Below are 14,606 nucleotides of genomic sequence, written 5' to 3' on the forward strand. Positions count from 1 at the left end.
GGGAAAAAGATTTCGCAATCGGAACCGGCTATTGTAGCACGCCGGCACCCTCGCTTATGAGTCAATTGAGGTTTTTACCTGTGAAATCAAGGCTTAGAGCCGTTACAAAATGATGCCGAACGTGGCTTTCTACCGTCCGGCCAGCGCCGCAGAAGGACTGCCACGGGAAGCCACGCCTTTGGTTCATGACGATCTCAAGCACGCGGCTGGTCTCTGAATGTATAGAACATCACTTCCAGTTTGTCGAATCAAAAGTGCACTCTGCATCGCCAAACATTCCGGAGATCCCTGCGCCGGATGGATGCCCGGATCGCCTTTGGCTCCTGCCTCAGTCCGAAACACCGCCAGGACCAACCGGCATGACGGCACCTCCCGGCGCCTTACGCCATCTGGCGGCGCCGCGTGATCTCGCCAATCAGCCACCGCAGGCGCTCCCGGGCGGCATCGTCAGCCGTCCCGGATTCGATCTGCTGCTGCAGGACGGCCAGCTCGCGCTTGAGCGGCTCCGCCAGCAACTTGGCGAGCGCGCCCTGGAATTCCGCGAGGGCAGGCGCCTCTTCGATATCGTCCGCGAGCGCAGCGGTACGCACTGCGGCATAGGTCTCGGCATAGGGCGATTGCGCCAGGGCTTCGGAAAATCCCGCGAAATTCACGTTCTCGCCCATGACGGCACACTCGCCAAGCAGGTGCGCGAGCACCTCGCTTTGCGGCTGCCCGTCATCGCACAAGCCGTTGCGGGTGGCCTCATCGACGTGCTGCACGAAATGCGGATAGCGCATCAGCAACTGGAGTACGCGTTGCTCCAATGCCGTCGGCGCCTGCCGGTTGGTGCGCGGGCGGGGACGGGTCATCCGGCCAGCCTGGGCCGGATCGCTCTTCAAGCCGCACAGCGCTTCGATATCCGCCGGCGTGGTGTCGGTCAGTTCCGCCAGGCCGCGCACGATCTGCAGGCGCAGGCCGCTCGCCGGCATGGCCTGCAGGAGCGGCTTGGCCTCGTATTGCGTGCGTGCCCGCCCTTCCGGCTGGCGCAGATCCTGACCGTCGCTGACGGACTGCAGCAGAAAACGCGACAGCGGCATGGCATTGCGGATTTCGCTGGCGAAGGCTTCCTGGCCCTGTTCGCGGACGAAGCTGTCAGGATCATGCTCCGATGGCAGGAACAGGAACTGGATGGATTTGTTGTCGGCCACGTGGGGCAAGGCAGCCTCGAGCGCGCGCCGTGCAGCACGCCGCCCGGCGCTGTCGCCATCGAAGGAAAAGATCACGGTATCGGCCTGGCGCAACAGCTTCTGTACATGCATCGGGGTACACGCGGTGCCAAGCGTCGCCACGGCGTTGGCAAACCCCAGTTGGGCAAGCGCGACGACATCCATATAGCCTTCCACCACCAGCACATAGCCGGTTTCGCGGATGGCATGGCGGGCCTCGAACAGGCCATAGAGTTCGTTACCCTTGCTGAACAGCGGCGTCTCGGGCGAATTCAGGTACTTGGGCTCCCCGCCATCAAGTACGCGTCCGCCAAAGCCAATGACCTGACCTTTGGTATTGCGGATGGGGAACATGATGCGGTCGCGGAAGCGGTCATAACGCCGATGGCGACCATCGGTATCGGTCTTTTCGCTTTCGATGACAAGACCGCCTTCGATCAACGGACCGGCCACGGCATCGTCCCGGTAGCTGCCAAATACTGACTCGAGCGATTGCCAGTCGTCCGGCGCATAGCCGAGTGCAAAACGTGCAGCCACCTCGCCGGTGAGGCCACGCCGCTTCAGGTACTGGATGGCCGGTTGCGCGCCCCGCAAGGCGCGTTTGTAGAATTCGCTCGCGCGCGTCATCGCCTCGCTCAGCGCCAGTGTGCGCGCCTGCTGCGCGGCGCGCTGGCCGGCCGGCAGGTGATCGCGCTCCTCCGGCACCACGAGCCCGACGGACTGCGCGAGATCACGGATCGCTTCCACATACGACGCGCCCGAATGCTCCATCAGGAAGCCGATGGCCGAGCCGTGCGCCCCACAGCCAAAGCAGTGATAGAACTGCTTGGTCGGGGAAACAGTGAACGACGGGGATTTCTCGTTATGGAACGGACACAGCCCCATGAAATTCGCTCCGCCCTTCTTCAGCTGCACGTAGCGCCCGACGACATCGACGATGTCGACGCGAGCCAGCAGATCCTGAATAAAAGCTTGTGGAATCACGCGGATGAGGGTCCTGAGAACGGCGGGTGCCAGAGCAGCGCTCCGCTGGAAAGCCATGGTCCGCCAGAGCGGACCACGCTGACACTATAACAAGCGGATGCAGAGGCGTGAAGCAACGGCGCGCCGAATGCCTGAACACGCGTGCGGCGTACGCAGCCGCCGCGCAAAAAAACAATGGCCGGAACAGGCGCGCAACGTGCAATATAAAAGCCGTGGCCGCGCAGCCACTTTCCATAGGAGGCTACCGCCAGCCTTACTGGCCGGCAAGCACCGACTTGACCTGGGCCGACACAGCCGTCATGTCGGCGCGGCCAGCCAAGCGCGGCTTGAGCACGCCCATGACCTTGCCCATGTCCTGCGGGCCGGCAGCGCCGGTCTCGGCAACCGCCTTGCGGACCTCGGACAGAGTTTCGTCGGCGCTCAGCTGGGCCGGCATGTAATCCTGCAGCACGACGAGCTCAGCCTGCTCCTGCGCCACGAGATCATCGCGCCCGGCCTGCTGGAACTGGGTGATGGAATCCTTGCGCTGCTTCACCAGCTTGTCAATGACGGCCAGCACGGCGGCATCGTCCAGGGTGATCCGCTCATCCACCTCGCGCTGCTTGATGGCAGCCAGCAACAGGCGGATGGTGCCAAGGCGGCCGGCTTCGCGGGCGCGCATGGCGGTCTTCATGTCTTCGGTGATTTTGTCTTTGAGGGACATGGAACACTCCTGAGGCGGCAATGGGACAGTGCCCACACACCCGCCATAAATTCGATTCATGAACGACGAAAACCCGCTCAAGCGAAACGCTGAGCGGGTTCTTGCGATGCCGACTGTAATCAGTACAGTTTCTTCGGCAGCATCTGGCTGCGGATGCGCTTGTAGTGGCGCTTCACGGCAGCTGCTTTCTTACGCTTGCGCTCGGCCGTCGGCTTCTCATAGAACTCGCGTGCGCGCAGTTCCGTGAGCAGGCCATTCTTTTCGATGGTGCGCTTAAAGCGACGCATCGCAACTTCAAACGGCTCGTTTTCTTTCAAGCGAATAGTGGTCATGTGCCCGTAACTCTTGTGCAGGGTTTGCAAAGACTGCGACTGTAGCAGCTTTTTGGAAAAATTGCCAGCCCTCTGGCAATTTTAGTGGCTCATGGCGGCATAGTCATGTGGGTGGGCGCCAACCAGCGCACAGTGACATCAGTCGGTGGACTCCCGGGGGAGTCGCTCGGGGCACGATGCCCGCGGTGGGGAACGGGCGCGAATTTACAGTTCTTTAATAGTGTCGCAAGAGCAATCTTTATAGGATAACGATGTAAATTTTTCTAATTTCAGATTTAAGTTTTATTTACTGAGCGACGCCAACATGTTCTCCGTTAACAATTCAGCCCACCCCAGCCTTCACGTCAATGCCCCAGATCCAGCATCATCCGGTGTTTCGCAATCCGCAGGGAGCAAACGCAAGTCGTCGCCGTCGCGCGACCGCACGATGCATGAGCCGATCCTCGGCACCCAGACGCCAAGCGCCTGCATCAGCCGGGACGACTTGCGCGCGGACAAGAAAGGCAAGTACGGTGATCACCAAGCCCTCACACCGGAGCGCAACTTTCATGGCGCGCCTCTCAGCCTGGCACCCGCTCCCTTCATGCCGATCACGTTCAACCCGTACACCCAGCGCAGCCCATCTCTGAATCAGCGCCAGCTTCCCTGGTAAGTCAGCTCCTCATGTGCGGCCGCGATCAAGCGGCTCGCGTGCCAGTACAGCGCCCCCAACCCACCCGGCTAGTACGCGGCTGCCGCGCGCGCTGCCGCGACTGCCGATGCCCACGCCCATTGAAAGTTGTATCCGCCAAGCCAGCCGGTGACATCGACGACTTCGCCGATCATATAGAGGCCAGGCACCGACTCCGCCATCATCGTCGCAGATGACAGGGCGCGGGTATCGACGCCGCCCAGTGTGACCTCGGCCTTGCGGTAGCCCTCCGAGCCGGACGGCCGGAGTTCCCAGCGGTTCAGCCGTTCGCCAAGGCGTCGCAGGGCCTTGTCCGGCAGTTCGCCAAGTGGCGCCGTGGGGGACACCCCTTCCATGGCGCACCAGGCATCGGCCAGCCGGGCAGGCAGGCGCTGCGCCAGCACGTTGTTGAGGTGGCGGCGCGAGGCCTGTTTTTCGTCCAGGAGCCACTCCGCGGCATCGTCGTCGGGCAACAGGTCGACCGCAATGGCGGTGCCCGGCTGCCAGTAGCTGGAAATCTGCAGGATGGCCGGCCCGGACAGGCCGCGATGGGTCAGCAGCAGGTCTTCGCGGAAACTGCCTTTGCCCTTGCCTGCGCCGGTACTCAGCTGGCAATCGAGGGCGATGCCGGACAATTGCGCAAACGGCGCCCAAGCCTCGGCCGGAAACGTTAGCGGAACCAGCGCCGGCCGGGTTTCGATGATGTGCAGTCCGAACTGGCGCGCCAGCCGGTAGCCGAAGTCCGTCGCACCGATCTTGGGGATGGACAACCCGCCGGTGGCCACCACCAGTTGCCGGCTGCGAAACACGCCCTGGGTGGTGTCGATCTCGAAGTCATCGCCCGCCCGGCGCACCGCCTGGATCGTGCAGCCGCTGCGCAGCGCCACGTCGCCGGCGGCGCATTCGGCGCGCAGCATGGCGATGATGTCCTCGGCGCTATCGTTGCAGAACAGTTGGCCCTTGTGCTTCTCGTGCCAGGCGATGTCATGCTTGCGCAACAGGTCAAGAAAGTCCTGCGGCGTATAGCGTGCAAGCGCGGAGCGGCAGAAATGGGGATTCTGCGACAAAAAATTGGCCGGCGAGGCATGCAGGTTAGTGAAGTTGCAGCGCCCGCCGCCCGAGATGCGGATCTTTTCGCCCAGCCGGGTCGCGTGGTCCAGCAGCAGCACGCGGCTGCCCAGCTGCCCGGCCACCCCCGCGCACATCATGCCGGCAGCGCCTGCGCCAATCACGGCCAGATCGTAGCGGGACATTCGATTCACCATCCAGAAACAGAATGACGCGCATTGTAACGGAGCCGCCCGCACCGGCATGGCCGGCTTGTGCTACGCTGCGCGCATCCTTGTCATTCCTGCGCTGTTCCCATGCTCGTTCTCGGTGTCGAATCTTCCTGCGATGAAACCGGCCTGGCCCTGTATGACACGACCGACGGCCTGCTGGCACATGCCCTGCACTCGCAGATCGCCATGCACCGGGCCTACGGCGGCGTCGTGCCGGAACTGGCCTCGCGCGACCATATCCGTCGCGTGGTGCCACTACTGAACGAGGTCCTGCAGCGCGCCGGACGCACCCGTGCTGACATCGATGCGATCGCCTATACGCGCGGCCCCGGCCTGGCCGGCGCGTTGCTGGTCGGGGCATCGTTCGCCAACGCCCTGGGCTACGCCCTGCGGGTGCCGATGATCGGCGTGCATCATCTGGAAGGCCATCTGCTGTCACCGTTGCTGGCCTCCGATCCGCCGGCGTTCCCGTTCGTGGCGCTGCTGGTATCGGGCGGCCACACGCAGCTGATGCGCGTCGACGGCGTCGGCCAGTACACGCTGCTAGGCGAAACGCTCGACGATGCGGCCGGCGAGGCCTTCGACAAGACCGCCAAACTGCTCGGCCTCGACTACCCGGGTGGCCCGGCGGTCTCGCGGCTGGCTGAATTCGGGATCGAGGGCGCCTACGAATTGCCGCGCCCGATGCTGCATTCGGGCAATCTGGATTTCTCCTTTGCGGGACTCAAGACGGCGGTGCTGACCCAGGTGCGCAAGCTCGGCAATGTGTGCGAGCAGGACCGCGCCAACCTGGCGCGCGCGTTTGTCGATGCGGCAGTGGACGTGCTGGCCGGCAAGGCGCTGGCGGCCCTGAAGCAGACGCGCCTGAAACGGCTGGTGGTCGCCGGCGGCGTGGGCGCGAATGCCCAGCTGCGCGCGCGCCTCAACCATGACGCGCAGCGGCGCGGGCTGAAGGTGTACTACCCGGAACTGGCATTCTGTACCGACAACGGTGCGATGATCGCCTTTGCCGGCGCCATGCGCCTGCAGGCCGATCCGGAGCAGGTTCAGGATGGCTACGGTTTCGGCATCACGCCGCGCTGGGATCTGGAGGATATCCGTATCCCGGCACCGGTAGCAGGTTGATAGCGCGACCCCTCGCGCCGGAGAGAAAAACCAACGCCCCAAAGCAACATTCCCGCCGTAGCGGGAATGTCGGGGAAACATCGAACGGAGCGAACCGATCAAGCCTTGCGCTTGTCGCGCTCGATTACGGCATAGGCGCTGTGGTTGTGGATCGACTCGAAATTTTCCGCTTCCAGCACATAGGCCACGATGCGGTCGTCGCGATTCAGGCGCATGGCGATATCACGCACCAGATCTTCCACGAACTTGGGATTCTCGTAGGCGCGCTCGGTCACGAACTTCTCATCCGGACGCTTGAGCAGGCCCCACAGTTCGCACGAGGCCTCTTCCTCGGCCATGCGCACCAGTTCCTCGACCGGCAGGTCGGCCACCAGTTCGACATGCATGGTGATATGCGAGCGCTGGTTGTGCGCGCCATACTGTGAGATCTGCTTGGAACACGGGCACAGGCTCGTCACCGGCACCAGTGCCTTCATTGACAGCGTCGACTTGCCGTCACGGATCTCGCCGATCAGCGTCACTTCATAGTCGAGCAGCGACTGCACGCCGGACACCGGCGCAGTCTTGTTGATGAAATATGGGAATGTCACCTCGATACGGCCAGCCTCGGCCTCGAGCCGCTGCAGCATGTCCTCGACCAGGCCGTTGAAGCCGACCAGGCTCAGCGGACCCTTCTGGTTTTCCAGCAGGGCGACAAAACGCGACATGTGCGTGCCCTTCTGGTCGGCCGGCAGATGCACATCCAGATTGAACGTGCCGACCGTGGCCTGCACGCCCTGCGGGGTTTCAAGTGAAAACGGGTAGCGTACGCCGCGCACGCCGACGCGCTGGATGGGAATCTGGCGGGTATCCGGTGTGGACTGGACATCCGGCATCACAAAAGCGGGATTGATATCGTTCATGAGACCTGGTTTCCTCTACGGTCGTGGCCCGCTCGCAGAATGCCGGGCCTCGCAACGAGTCTGAAACCGCAAAACGGATTCTCATGGATTGCCCACAAGTCTTCCCTTTTGCGACTGCGACAGATGACTACGGCACAGTGTAAGGGAAAAACCCGCAGGATGCCCGCTATGGGGCTAAACCCATGCATTACGTACGGTCGATAGATTTAAACTATCGACCTGGGCGCTCACGCGCTCCGGCTGCTGGGCGCCACGCCTGACGCTGCGACCAGTGTGGGCCAGGCCTTCCGGATGGAGGCCTCGATACCCTTGGCATCAAGGCCGCACTGGGCCAGCAGCAATGCCGGATCGCCATGATCGACAAAACGGTCGGGCAGGCCCAGCTGCAGCACGGGCAACGCGATATCCATCGCGGCCAGCGCTTCCAGGCAGGCGGAACCCGCGCCACCCATCACGCAGCCCTCTTCCACTGTCACGAACCGGTCGTGGTCTGCAGCGAGCGTGCGCAGCAGCTCCACATCGAGCGGCTTGACGAAGCGCATGTTGACCACCGTCGCATCGAGTGCCTCACCGGCTGCGAGCGCGGGATGCAGCATCGAACCGAACGCCAGGATCGCGGTACGCTGTCCGGCCGGTGCATGGCCGGTACGGCGCACTTCACCCTTGCCGACGGGCAGCGCGCTCAATACCGCATCGACGGCCACGCCGGGTCCTGCGCCACGCGGGTAGCGCACGGAGGCCGGGCCATCGTGATGAAAACCCGTAGTGAGCATCTGACGGCATTCGTTCTCGTCCGCCGGCGTCATGATCAGCATGTTGGGGATGCAACGCAGGTAGGCAATGTCGTATGCGCCGGCGTGTGTCGCACCGTCCGCGCCAACCAGTCCCGCGCGGTCGAGCGCGAACAGCACCGGCAGGTTCTGCAGCGCGACATCATGAATCAGCTGGTCGTAGGCCCGCTGCAGGAAGGTCGAGTAGATCGCCACCACAGGCTTCATGCCTTCGCACGCCAGCCCGCCGGCAAACGTGACGGCATGCTGCTCGGCGATGCCGACGTCATAGTAGCGGTCCGGGAAGCGGCGCTCGAACTCCACCATGCCCGAGCCTTCACGCATCGCCGGCGTGATGCCAACAAGGCGCGCATCAGCGGCAGCCATGTCGCACAGCCAGTCGCCGAACACCTTGGTGTAGGCAGGACGGCTCGGCTTGGCGGCAGGGCGGATGCCTTCCGCCGGATCGAACTTGCCGGGTCCGTGGTACAGCACCGGATCCGCTTCCGCCAGCTTGTAGCCTTGGCCCTTGCGCGTCACCACGTGCAGGAACTGCGGACCGCGTCCGGCATGGGCCAGTTCGCGGATATTCTGCAGGGTCGGCACCAGTGATTCGAGATCGTGCCCGTCGATGGGACCGATATAGTTGAAACCGAATTCCTCGAACATCGTCGCCGGCACCAGCATGCCCTTGGCGTGCTCTTCGAAGCGCTTGGCGAACTCGAGTACCGGCGGCGCCACCGACAGGACTTTCTCGATGCCCTTCTTGGTCGCGGCGTAGAAACGCCCGCTCATCAGGCGCGCCAGATAGCGGTTGAGCGCGCCGACAGGCGGCGAGATCGACATATCGTTGTCGTTGAGGATGACCAGCAGCGGCACGTCGCGATACACACCAGCGTTGTTCATCGCCTCGAAGGCCATGCCGGCCGTCATCGCCCCATCACCGATCACGGCAATGGCCACACGGTCCTCGCCCTTGGTCTTGGCGCCCAGCGCCATGCCGAGTGCCGCAGAAATCGAGGTAGACGAATGCGCCGTACCGAAGGTGTCGTACTCGCTTTCGCTGCGGCGGGGAAAACCGGAGATGCCATCGAGCTGGCGCAGCGTATGCATCCGTTCGCGCCGGCCCGTCAGGATCTTGTGCGGATAGCTCTGGTGGCCGACATCCCATACGACGCGGTCTTCAGGCGTGTTGAACACGTAGTGCAGGGCAATGGTCAGTTCGACCGTACCCAGGTTGGAAGACAAGTGTCCCCCAGTCTGCGAGACCGATTCCAGCACGAACTGCCGCAGCTGATCGGCCAGCGCCGGCAGTTGCCGACGGTCCAGCTTGCGCAGGTCGGATGGGGAATCAATGGTATTCAGAAGCTCGTACGTCATCGTCATGGTGCCCGGCCGGGCCCGGTATCAGTGGGTTCGCAGAACGATCAGGTCGGCCAGCTGGCGCAGCCGCAGCCCGCCGTCACCGCTGCCTGCCAGGGCATCGAGCGCGGCATGCGCCTCGTCGCGCAGACGGCCAGCCAGCGCGCGGGCCTCATCGAGCCCGAGCAGCGAAACGTAGGTGGGTTTGTCGTGCGCGGCATCCTTGCCCGCCGTCTTGCCCAACGTGGCGGTATCGGCCGTCACGTCCAGAATATCGTCGACCACCTGGAAGGCCAGGCCCATTGCCTGCGCATAGCGGTCCAGCAGACCGCGTGCGTCGCCCGAGAGGTTGCCGCACAATCCCCCCATCCGCACGCTGGCGCGCAGCAGCGCACCGGTCTTCTTGCGGTGCATGGTTTCGAGCGCCTCGCGCGACAGCGCCATGCCCACGCTTTCGAGATCGATGGCCTGTCCGCCCGCCATGCCGAGCGAACCCGAGGCCTGTGCCAGTTCGACGACCAGCGCCAGCCGCACACCGGCTGCCAGGTCCGCGCCGCCATCGCCACCGGCCAGCGCTTCGAACGCCTGCGTCTGCAGCGCGTCGCCCACCAGCAGCGCGGTGGCTTCGTCGTAGGCCTTGTGCACCGTGGGACGACCTCGGCGCAAATCGTCGTCATCCATGCACGGCATATCGTCGTGCACCAGCGAATAGGCGTGGATCATTTCGACCGCGGCTGCAGCGGCATCGAGTGCCGCCGGCGTCGCGCCGGACACGGCCCCGGCCGCATGCACCAGCAGCGGCCGCACACGCTTGCCGCCGCCCAGCGCCGCATAGCGCATGGCCTCGTGCAGGCGCGCCGGCACGGTATCCGCTGGCGGCAGGTAATGGTCGAGAGCGGTTTCAGTACGGGCGGCGATGGCGTTGACCCAGGCGTCGAAGCCGCTCATGCCACATCATCCTCTGCCGCAGTCAACGGCTTCAGCGACTCGCCCTCGAGCACGCGCACCTGCTGCTCCACGCGTTCCAGCACCTGCTGGCAGTACTTCACCAGCTCGGCACCGCGCCGGTAGGCGGCGAGCGAGGCTTCCAGCGGCAACTCACCGCTCTCCATCGATGCCACCAGGGTATCGAGTTCCGCCATGGCAGCCTCGTACGAAGCTGGTGCGGCAACGGCTTCCGGGAGCGTGTCCGGGAGGGTTTTGGCTTTCGGCATGCCCAACAAGGTCCTGGATGTAATCTGTCCCGCAGCGGTCCATCCGGCGGGAATCTCGTATTCTACGGCAATTGCCCGGCGAACCGCCTGCCAACGCGCGCAAAAATGCACGCAAAAGCCCTTGCAGACGGGCACAGCCGGGCTTGCCTGGGGTACAATTTCCCTTTTGCCGTGAACCGACGCAGCGTTTCGGCGTCAAATCAGGGCTGTTTGTCCCATATCGATTTTTCGATGGTTGGGTTGTTCACTGCTTTCACCTTATTTGGGAGTGGGGATAATGTCCAATCTCAGCACCGCGCTGAAACTGGTGCCATCCGAAACCCAGTTGCCCGTCACCGCATACTTTGACGAGGCACTGCATCAACAAGAGCTGGACCTGCTGTTCAAACCGGGACCCGGTTACGTCGGCCACGCGCTGATGGTGCCGGAATCCGGCGATTACCATGCGCTGCCGGCCGAGAACGAAGGCCGCATCCTCGTTCGCAACGGTGACGACATAGAACTGTTGTCGAATGTCTGCCGCCATCGCCAGGCTGTCATGCTGAATGGCAGGGGCAACGCCACGAACATCGTATGCCCGCTGCACCGCTGGACCTACGACCTGAAGGGCGAACTGCTCGGCGCACCGCATTTCAGCGAACAGCCGTGCCTGAATCTGGGCCGCTCGCCATTGCAGAACTGGAATGGCCTGCTGTTCGACGGCAAGCGCGACGTGCGCGCCGACCTGGCCCGCCTGGGCGTCGCCAAGGATCTCGATTTCAGCGGCTACATGCTCGACCATGTCGAGGTCCATGACTGCAACTACAACTGGAAGACCTTCATCGAGGTCTACCTGGAGGACTACCACGTCGAGCCGTTCCATCCGGGCCTTGGCAACTTCGTGACGTGTGACGACCTGGTCTGGGAGTTCGGCGACTGGTACAGCGTGCAGACCGTCGGCCTGAACGCCGGTCTGCGCCGCCCCGGCACGCCGGCGTACAAAAAGTGGCACGACGCGATCATGCACTTCAACCGCGGCGAGTTGCCCAAGCAAGGTGCGATCTGGCTGACCTACTTCCCCAACATCATGGTCGAGTGGTACCCGAACGTGCTGGTGGTGTCGACGCTGCACCCGCTGGGCCCGCGCAAGACGCGTAACGTCGTGGAGTTCTACTACCCCGAGGAAGCCGTGCTCTTCGAACGCGAATTCGTCGAGGCAGAACGCGCCGCCTACATGGAAACCTGCATTGAAGACGACGAGATCGCCGAACGCATGGATGCCGGCCGTGCCATTCTCATGGCACGGGGTGTCAACGAGGTCGGTCCGTATCAGTCGCCCATGGAAGACGGCATGCAGCACTTCCATGAGTGGTACCGGCGCGAGATGCGGATCGGCTGATCCCCTGGCGCGGCAACCGCTGCAGCAGCGATACGTCAATCCGCCATGAAAAAGCCCCGCCTGTGCGGGGCTTTTTGCTTTCCGTGGCCGTGCGCTCAATCGATCGGATCAAGCTTCGCAATGCCAAGCGCCAGCCATTTGGTATCGTGCCGCTTGAACTTGATCTGGGCGCGCGCATCCGCTCCCTCACCCTCGAGCGCGACGATCTTGCCTTCGCCGAACTTGTTGTGGAACACCGACTGCCCCACGCGGAACCCGGTCTTTTCGCTGCGCTTGGCATCAGCATAGCCATTGCCGGTATCCATGCCGCCAGTCGGCTTAGTGCCCGTGTACCCCATTTCGTCCGGACGCTTGAACCAGTCGCGCCCCCAACCGCCTGAGCTACTGCCGCCAGTGCCGATACGCTGCTGCGCATAGCTCTGCTGCTGCGGCGTCAGCCATTTGAGCGTGTGCTCCGGCAACTCATCGAAGAAGCGCGAGCGGATGTGGTAGCGCGTCTGCCCATGCAGCATGCGGCTCTGCGCGAACGACATATACAGCCGCTGGCGTGCCCGCGTGATGGCCACATACATCAGCCGCCGCTCTTCCTCCAGCCCGCCCGGATCGAGCATGCTGTTCTCGTGCGGAAACAGCCCTTCTTCCAGGCCGGTAATGAAGACCACATTGAATTCCAGGCCCTTGGCGGCATGCACGGTCATCATCTGCACCGCGTCCTGGCCAACCTGCGCCTGGTTATCGCCGGACTCCAGCGAGGCATGCGTCAGAAAGGCGACGATCGGGGTCATCTCGGCGGTGATGGCATCGTCGACGATCACTGCCTCGTCATCGGCCGGCAGCGCCGGCGTGGCATCGCCATCGCGCAGCGGCAAGGCAAAGGCCGGCGCATCGAGGCGATACCCCTCCTCGCCGACGAAAGCCTGCGCGGCGGTCACGAGCTCCTGCAGGTTTTCGATGCGATCCTGCCCTTCTTTCTCGGACTGGTAGTGCGCGATCAGGCCGCTTGCGTGGATCACATGCTCGACGGTTTCCGGCAAGGTCATGTTACGCGTATCGGCCCGCATCTGTTCAATCAGGCGCGCGAAATTGCCGAGGCTGGTGCCAGCCTTGCCGGGCACGTAGGCCACGGCACGGAACAGCGGGCAGTTGGCCATGCGTGCCGCGTCCTGCAATTGCTCGATCGAGCGTGCACCGATGCCGCGCGCAGGGAAGTTCACGACACGTCCGAAGGCGGAGTCGTTCTCCGGATTCTCCAGCAATTGCAGGTACGCCAGCGCGTGCTTGACCTCCGCCCGCTCGAAAAAGCGCAACCCGCCATACACCCGGTACGGGATGCCCGACGAGAACAGCGCATGCTCGATGATGCGGGACTGCGCATTGCTGCGGTAGAGCAAGGCGATCTCGGAACGCAGCATGCCGCCGGCGATGAGATCCTTGATCTCCTCCACCATCCAGCCCGCTTCCAGCGCGTCGGTACCCGCCTGGTACACGCGCACCGGTTCGCCGTGGCCGGCGTCGGTCCGCAGATCCTTGCCGAGGCGGCGGGCGTTATGGGAAATCAGGTGATTGGCGGTGTCGAGGATATTGCCGTGCGAGCGGTAGTTTTGCTCGAGCTTGATCATGTGCCGGACCTGGAACTCGCGTTCGAAGTCCGTCATATTGCCCACGTTGGCGCCGCGGAAGGCATAGATGCTCTGGTCGTCGTCGCCCACGGCGAACACGGCATTGGGCTGCGGTCCGGCGGCGTTGTGGCCGTGACCGGCAAGCAGCTTGAGCCAGGCATACTGCAGCACGTTGGTGTCCTGGAACTCATCGACCAGGATGTGGCTGAAGCGCCGCTGATAGTGATCGCGGATCGCTGCATTGAACGTCAGCAATTCATAGCAGCGCAGCAGCAGTTCGGCGAAATCGACCACGCCTTCGCGCTGGCACTGTGCGTCGTAGGCAACATACAGTTCGACCAGACGGCGATTGAACGGATCGTGCGCCTCCACCTTATCCGGCCGCAGGCCCTGCTCCTTGGCGCTGTTGATAAAGTTCTGCACGGTGCGCGGCGGATACTTCTCGTCGTCCACGTTCAGCGACTTGAGCAGGCGCTTGATAGCCGATTGCTGGTCCTGCGTATCGAGGATCTGAAAGCCCTGTGGCAGTCCCGCATCGCGGAAGTGCGCGCGCAGCATGCGGTTGCACAGGCCGTGGAAAGTGCCGACCCACATGCCGCGCGTATTGATCGGCAGCATCGCCGTCAACCGCGCCAGCATTTCCTTGGCAGCCTTGTTGGTAAAGGTCACGGCCAGCAGGCCGGCGGGCGAGACCTGCCCGGTCTGGATCAGCCATGCGATACGGGTCGTGAGCACCCGCGTCTTGCCACTGCCCGCGCCTGCCAGGATCAGCGCCGGTTCGGCCGGCAGGGTCACGGCAGCAAGTTGTTCGGGATTCAGATTGGCAAGCAGATCGGTCATGCGCAGAGGTGTCCAGTGAATGATCGGATTATACCGAGCTGGCGATGACTGCCGTCCCATCACGGACCATGCAGCCACCCTCACAGCATGCGTCCACGACGATCCACGAGCCTTGGCCGGCGCACTGCAAGCGCCATAGCTGTGCATCAAATGGAATGAATCCGGCGTCACGCGGCGATGAACAGGTACAAAACGGCCGCAAACGCGTGCGCGTCATGG

The 14,606-nt window shown here is 63.4% G+C and carries 12 protein-coding genes; 3 read left to right on the forward strand and 9 right to left on the reverse strand.

Translation table 11 applies throughout. The features are described 5' to 3' along the window. Nucleotides 1–380: 380 nt before the first annotated feature. The 3 genes from dnaG to rpsU form a co-directional block, all read right to left on the reverse strand. Nucleotides 381–2,192, reverse strand: a complete 1,812-nt coding sequence (gene dnaG / locus ACQ3C8_RS09865) for a DNA primase (RefSeq protein ID WP_428851454.1) — start codon at nucleotides 2,190–2,192, stop codon at nucleotides 381–383. A 253-nt stretch (nucleotides 2,193–2,445) separates the two neighbouring features. Continuing rightward, nucleotides 2,446–2,895: a GatB/YqeY domain-containing protein gene (locus ACQ3C8_RS09870; protein ID WP_009523698.1), complete on the reverse strand. Its 450-nt coding sequence runs from the start codon at nucleotides 2,893–2,895 to the stop codon at nucleotides 2,446–2,448. 119 nt (nucleotides 2,896–3,014) lie between these two features. Beyond that, nucleotides 3,015–3,227 (reverse strand): 30S ribosomal protein S21, encoded by a 213-nt coding sequence (rpsU, locus tag ACQ3C8_RS09875; protein WP_009523699.1) that lies wholly within the window; start codon nucleotides 3,225–3,227, stop codon nucleotides 3,015–3,017. 304 nt (nucleotides 3,228–3,531) lie between these two features. Between rpsU and ACQ3C8_RS09880 the strand changes: the two genes are divergently transcribed. Beyond that, nucleotides 3,532–3,879, forward strand: a complete 348-nt coding sequence (locus ACQ3C8_RS09880) for a hypothetical protein (RefSeq protein WP_428851455.1) — start codon at nucleotides 3,532–3,534, stop codon at nucleotides 3,877–3,879. A gap of 68 nt (nucleotides 3,880–3,947) precedes the next feature. On the opposite strand, the gene ACQ3C8_RS09885 is transcribed toward ACQ3C8_RS09880, so the two are convergent. Then, nucleotides 3,948–5,150, reverse strand: a complete 1,203-nt coding sequence (locus ACQ3C8_RS09885) for an NAD(P)/FAD-dependent oxidoreductase (RefSeq protein ID WP_428851456.1) — start codon at nucleotides 5,148–5,150, stop codon at nucleotides 3,948–3,950. A 111-nt stretch (nucleotides 5,151–5,261) separates the two neighbouring features. Between ACQ3C8_RS09885 and tsaD the strand changes: the two genes are divergently transcribed. Beyond that, the gene (tsaD, locus tag ACQ3C8_RS09890; RefSeq protein ID WP_428851457.1) at nucleotides 5,262–6,302 is read left to right on the forward strand and encodes a tRNA (adenosine(37)-N6)-threonylcarbamoyltransferase complex transferase subunit TsaD; all 1,041 of its coding nucleotides are present in this window, start codon (nucleotides 5,262–5,264) and stop codon (nucleotides 6,300–6,302) included. Nucleotides 6,303–6,400: 98 nt separating this feature from the next. Here the strand turns inward: tsaD and folE2 are convergent, their stop codons facing one another. From folE2 to ACQ3C8_RS09910, 4 genes are all read right to left on the reverse strand, one after another. Then, entirely contained in the window at nucleotides 6,401–7,204 is an 804-nt protein-coding gene (gene folE2 / locus ACQ3C8_RS09895; RefSeq protein WP_009523703.1) for a GTP cyclohydrolase FolE2, read from the reverse strand. Between the two features lie 227 nt (nucleotides 7,205–7,431). Continuing rightward, the gene (dxs, locus tag ACQ3C8_RS09900; protein ID WP_428851458.1) at nucleotides 7,432–9,354 is read right to left on the reverse strand and encodes a 1-deoxy-D-xylulose-5-phosphate synthase; all 1,923 of its coding nucleotides are present in this window, start codon (nucleotides 9,352–9,354) and stop codon (nucleotides 7,432–7,434) included. A 27-nt stretch (nucleotides 9,355–9,381) separates the two neighbouring features. Further along, the gene (locus ACQ3C8_RS09905) at nucleotides 9,382–10,284 is read right to left on the reverse strand and encodes a polyprenyl synthetase family protein (RefSeq protein WP_428851459.1); all 903 of its coding nucleotides are present in this window, start codon (nucleotides 10,282–10,284) and stop codon (nucleotides 9,382–9,384) included. Continuing rightward, nucleotides 10,281–10,550 (reverse strand): exodeoxyribonuclease VII small subunit, encoded by a 270-nt coding sequence (locus ACQ3C8_RS09910; RefSeq protein ID WP_009523706.1) that lies wholly within the window; start codon nucleotides 10,548–10,550, stop codon nucleotides 10,281–10,283. The genes ACQ3C8_RS09905 and ACQ3C8_RS09910 overlap by 4 nt, the downstream gene beginning before the upstream one ends. A gap of 277 nt (nucleotides 10,551–10,827) precedes the next feature. On the opposite strand from ACQ3C8_RS09910, the gene ACQ3C8_RS09915 reads away from it, so the two are divergent. Then, nucleotides 10,828–11,928 (forward strand): aromatic ring-hydroxylating oxygenase subunit alpha, encoded by a 1,101-nt coding sequence (locus tag ACQ3C8_RS09915; protein WP_009523707.1) that lies wholly within the window; start codon nucleotides 10,828–10,830, stop codon nucleotides 11,926–11,928. A gap of 95 nt (nucleotides 11,929–12,023) precedes the next feature. Here the strand turns inward: ACQ3C8_RS09915 and ACQ3C8_RS09920 are convergent, their stop codons facing one another. After that, on the reverse strand, nucleotides 12,024–14,387 hold the full coding sequence (locus tag ACQ3C8_RS09920; RefSeq protein ID WP_428851460.1) for a UvrD-helicase domain-containing protein: 2,364 nt from the start codon (nucleotides 14,385–14,387) through the stop codon (nucleotides 12,024–12,026). Between the last annotated feature and the right edge of the window lie 219 nt (nucleotides 14,388–14,606).

It is taken from the genome of Imbroritus primus (genome assembly GCF_964332355.1).
Taxonomy (GTDB): Bacteria; Pseudomonadota; Gammaproteobacteria; order Burkholderiales; family Burkholderiaceae; genus Imbroritus; species Imbroritus primus.

Coding starts and splice junctions, on each gene's coding strand:
- ACQ3C8_RS09870 (WP_009523698.1), bottom strand. CDS start 2,895: ATGTCCCTCAAAGACAAAATCACCGAAGACATGAAGACCGCCATGCGC.
- rpsU (WP_009523699.1), bottom strand. CDS start 3,227: ATGACCACTATTCGCTTGAAAGAAAACGAGCCGTTTGAAGTTGCGATG.
- ACQ3C8_RS09880 (WP_428851455.1), top strand. CDS start 3,532: ATGTTCTCCGTTAACAATTCAGCCCACCCCAGCCTTCACGTCAATGCC.
- ACQ3C8_RS09885 (WP_428851456.1), bottom strand. CDS start 5,150: ATGTCCCGCTACGATCTGGCCGTGATTGGCGCAGGCGCTGCCGGCATG.
- tsaD (WP_428851457.1), top strand. CDS start 5,262: ATGCTCGTTCTCGGTGTCGAATCTTCCTGCGATGAAACCGGCCTGGCC.
- folE2 (WP_009523703.1), bottom strand. CDS start 7,204: ATGAACGATATCAATCCCGCTTTTGTGATGCCGGATGTCCAGTCCACA.
- dxs (WP_428851458.1), bottom strand. CDS start 9,354: ATGACGTACGAGCTTCTGAATACCATTGATTCCCCATCCGACCTGCGC.
- ACQ3C8_RS09905 (WP_428851459.1), bottom strand. CDS start 10,284: ATGAGCGGCTTCGACGCCTGGGTCAACGCCATCGCCGCCCGTACTGAA.
- ACQ3C8_RS09910 (WP_009523706.1), bottom strand. CDS start 10,550: ATGCCGAAAGCCAAAACCCTCCCGGACACGCTCCCGGAAGCCGTTGCC.
- ACQ3C8_RS09915 (WP_009523707.1), top strand. CDS start 10,828: ATGTCCAATCTCAGCACCGCGCTGAAACTGGTGCCATCCGAAACCCAG.
- ACQ3C8_RS09920 (WP_428851460.1), bottom strand. CDS start 14,387: ATGACCGATCTGCTTGCCAATCTGAATCCCGAACAACTTGCTGCCGTG.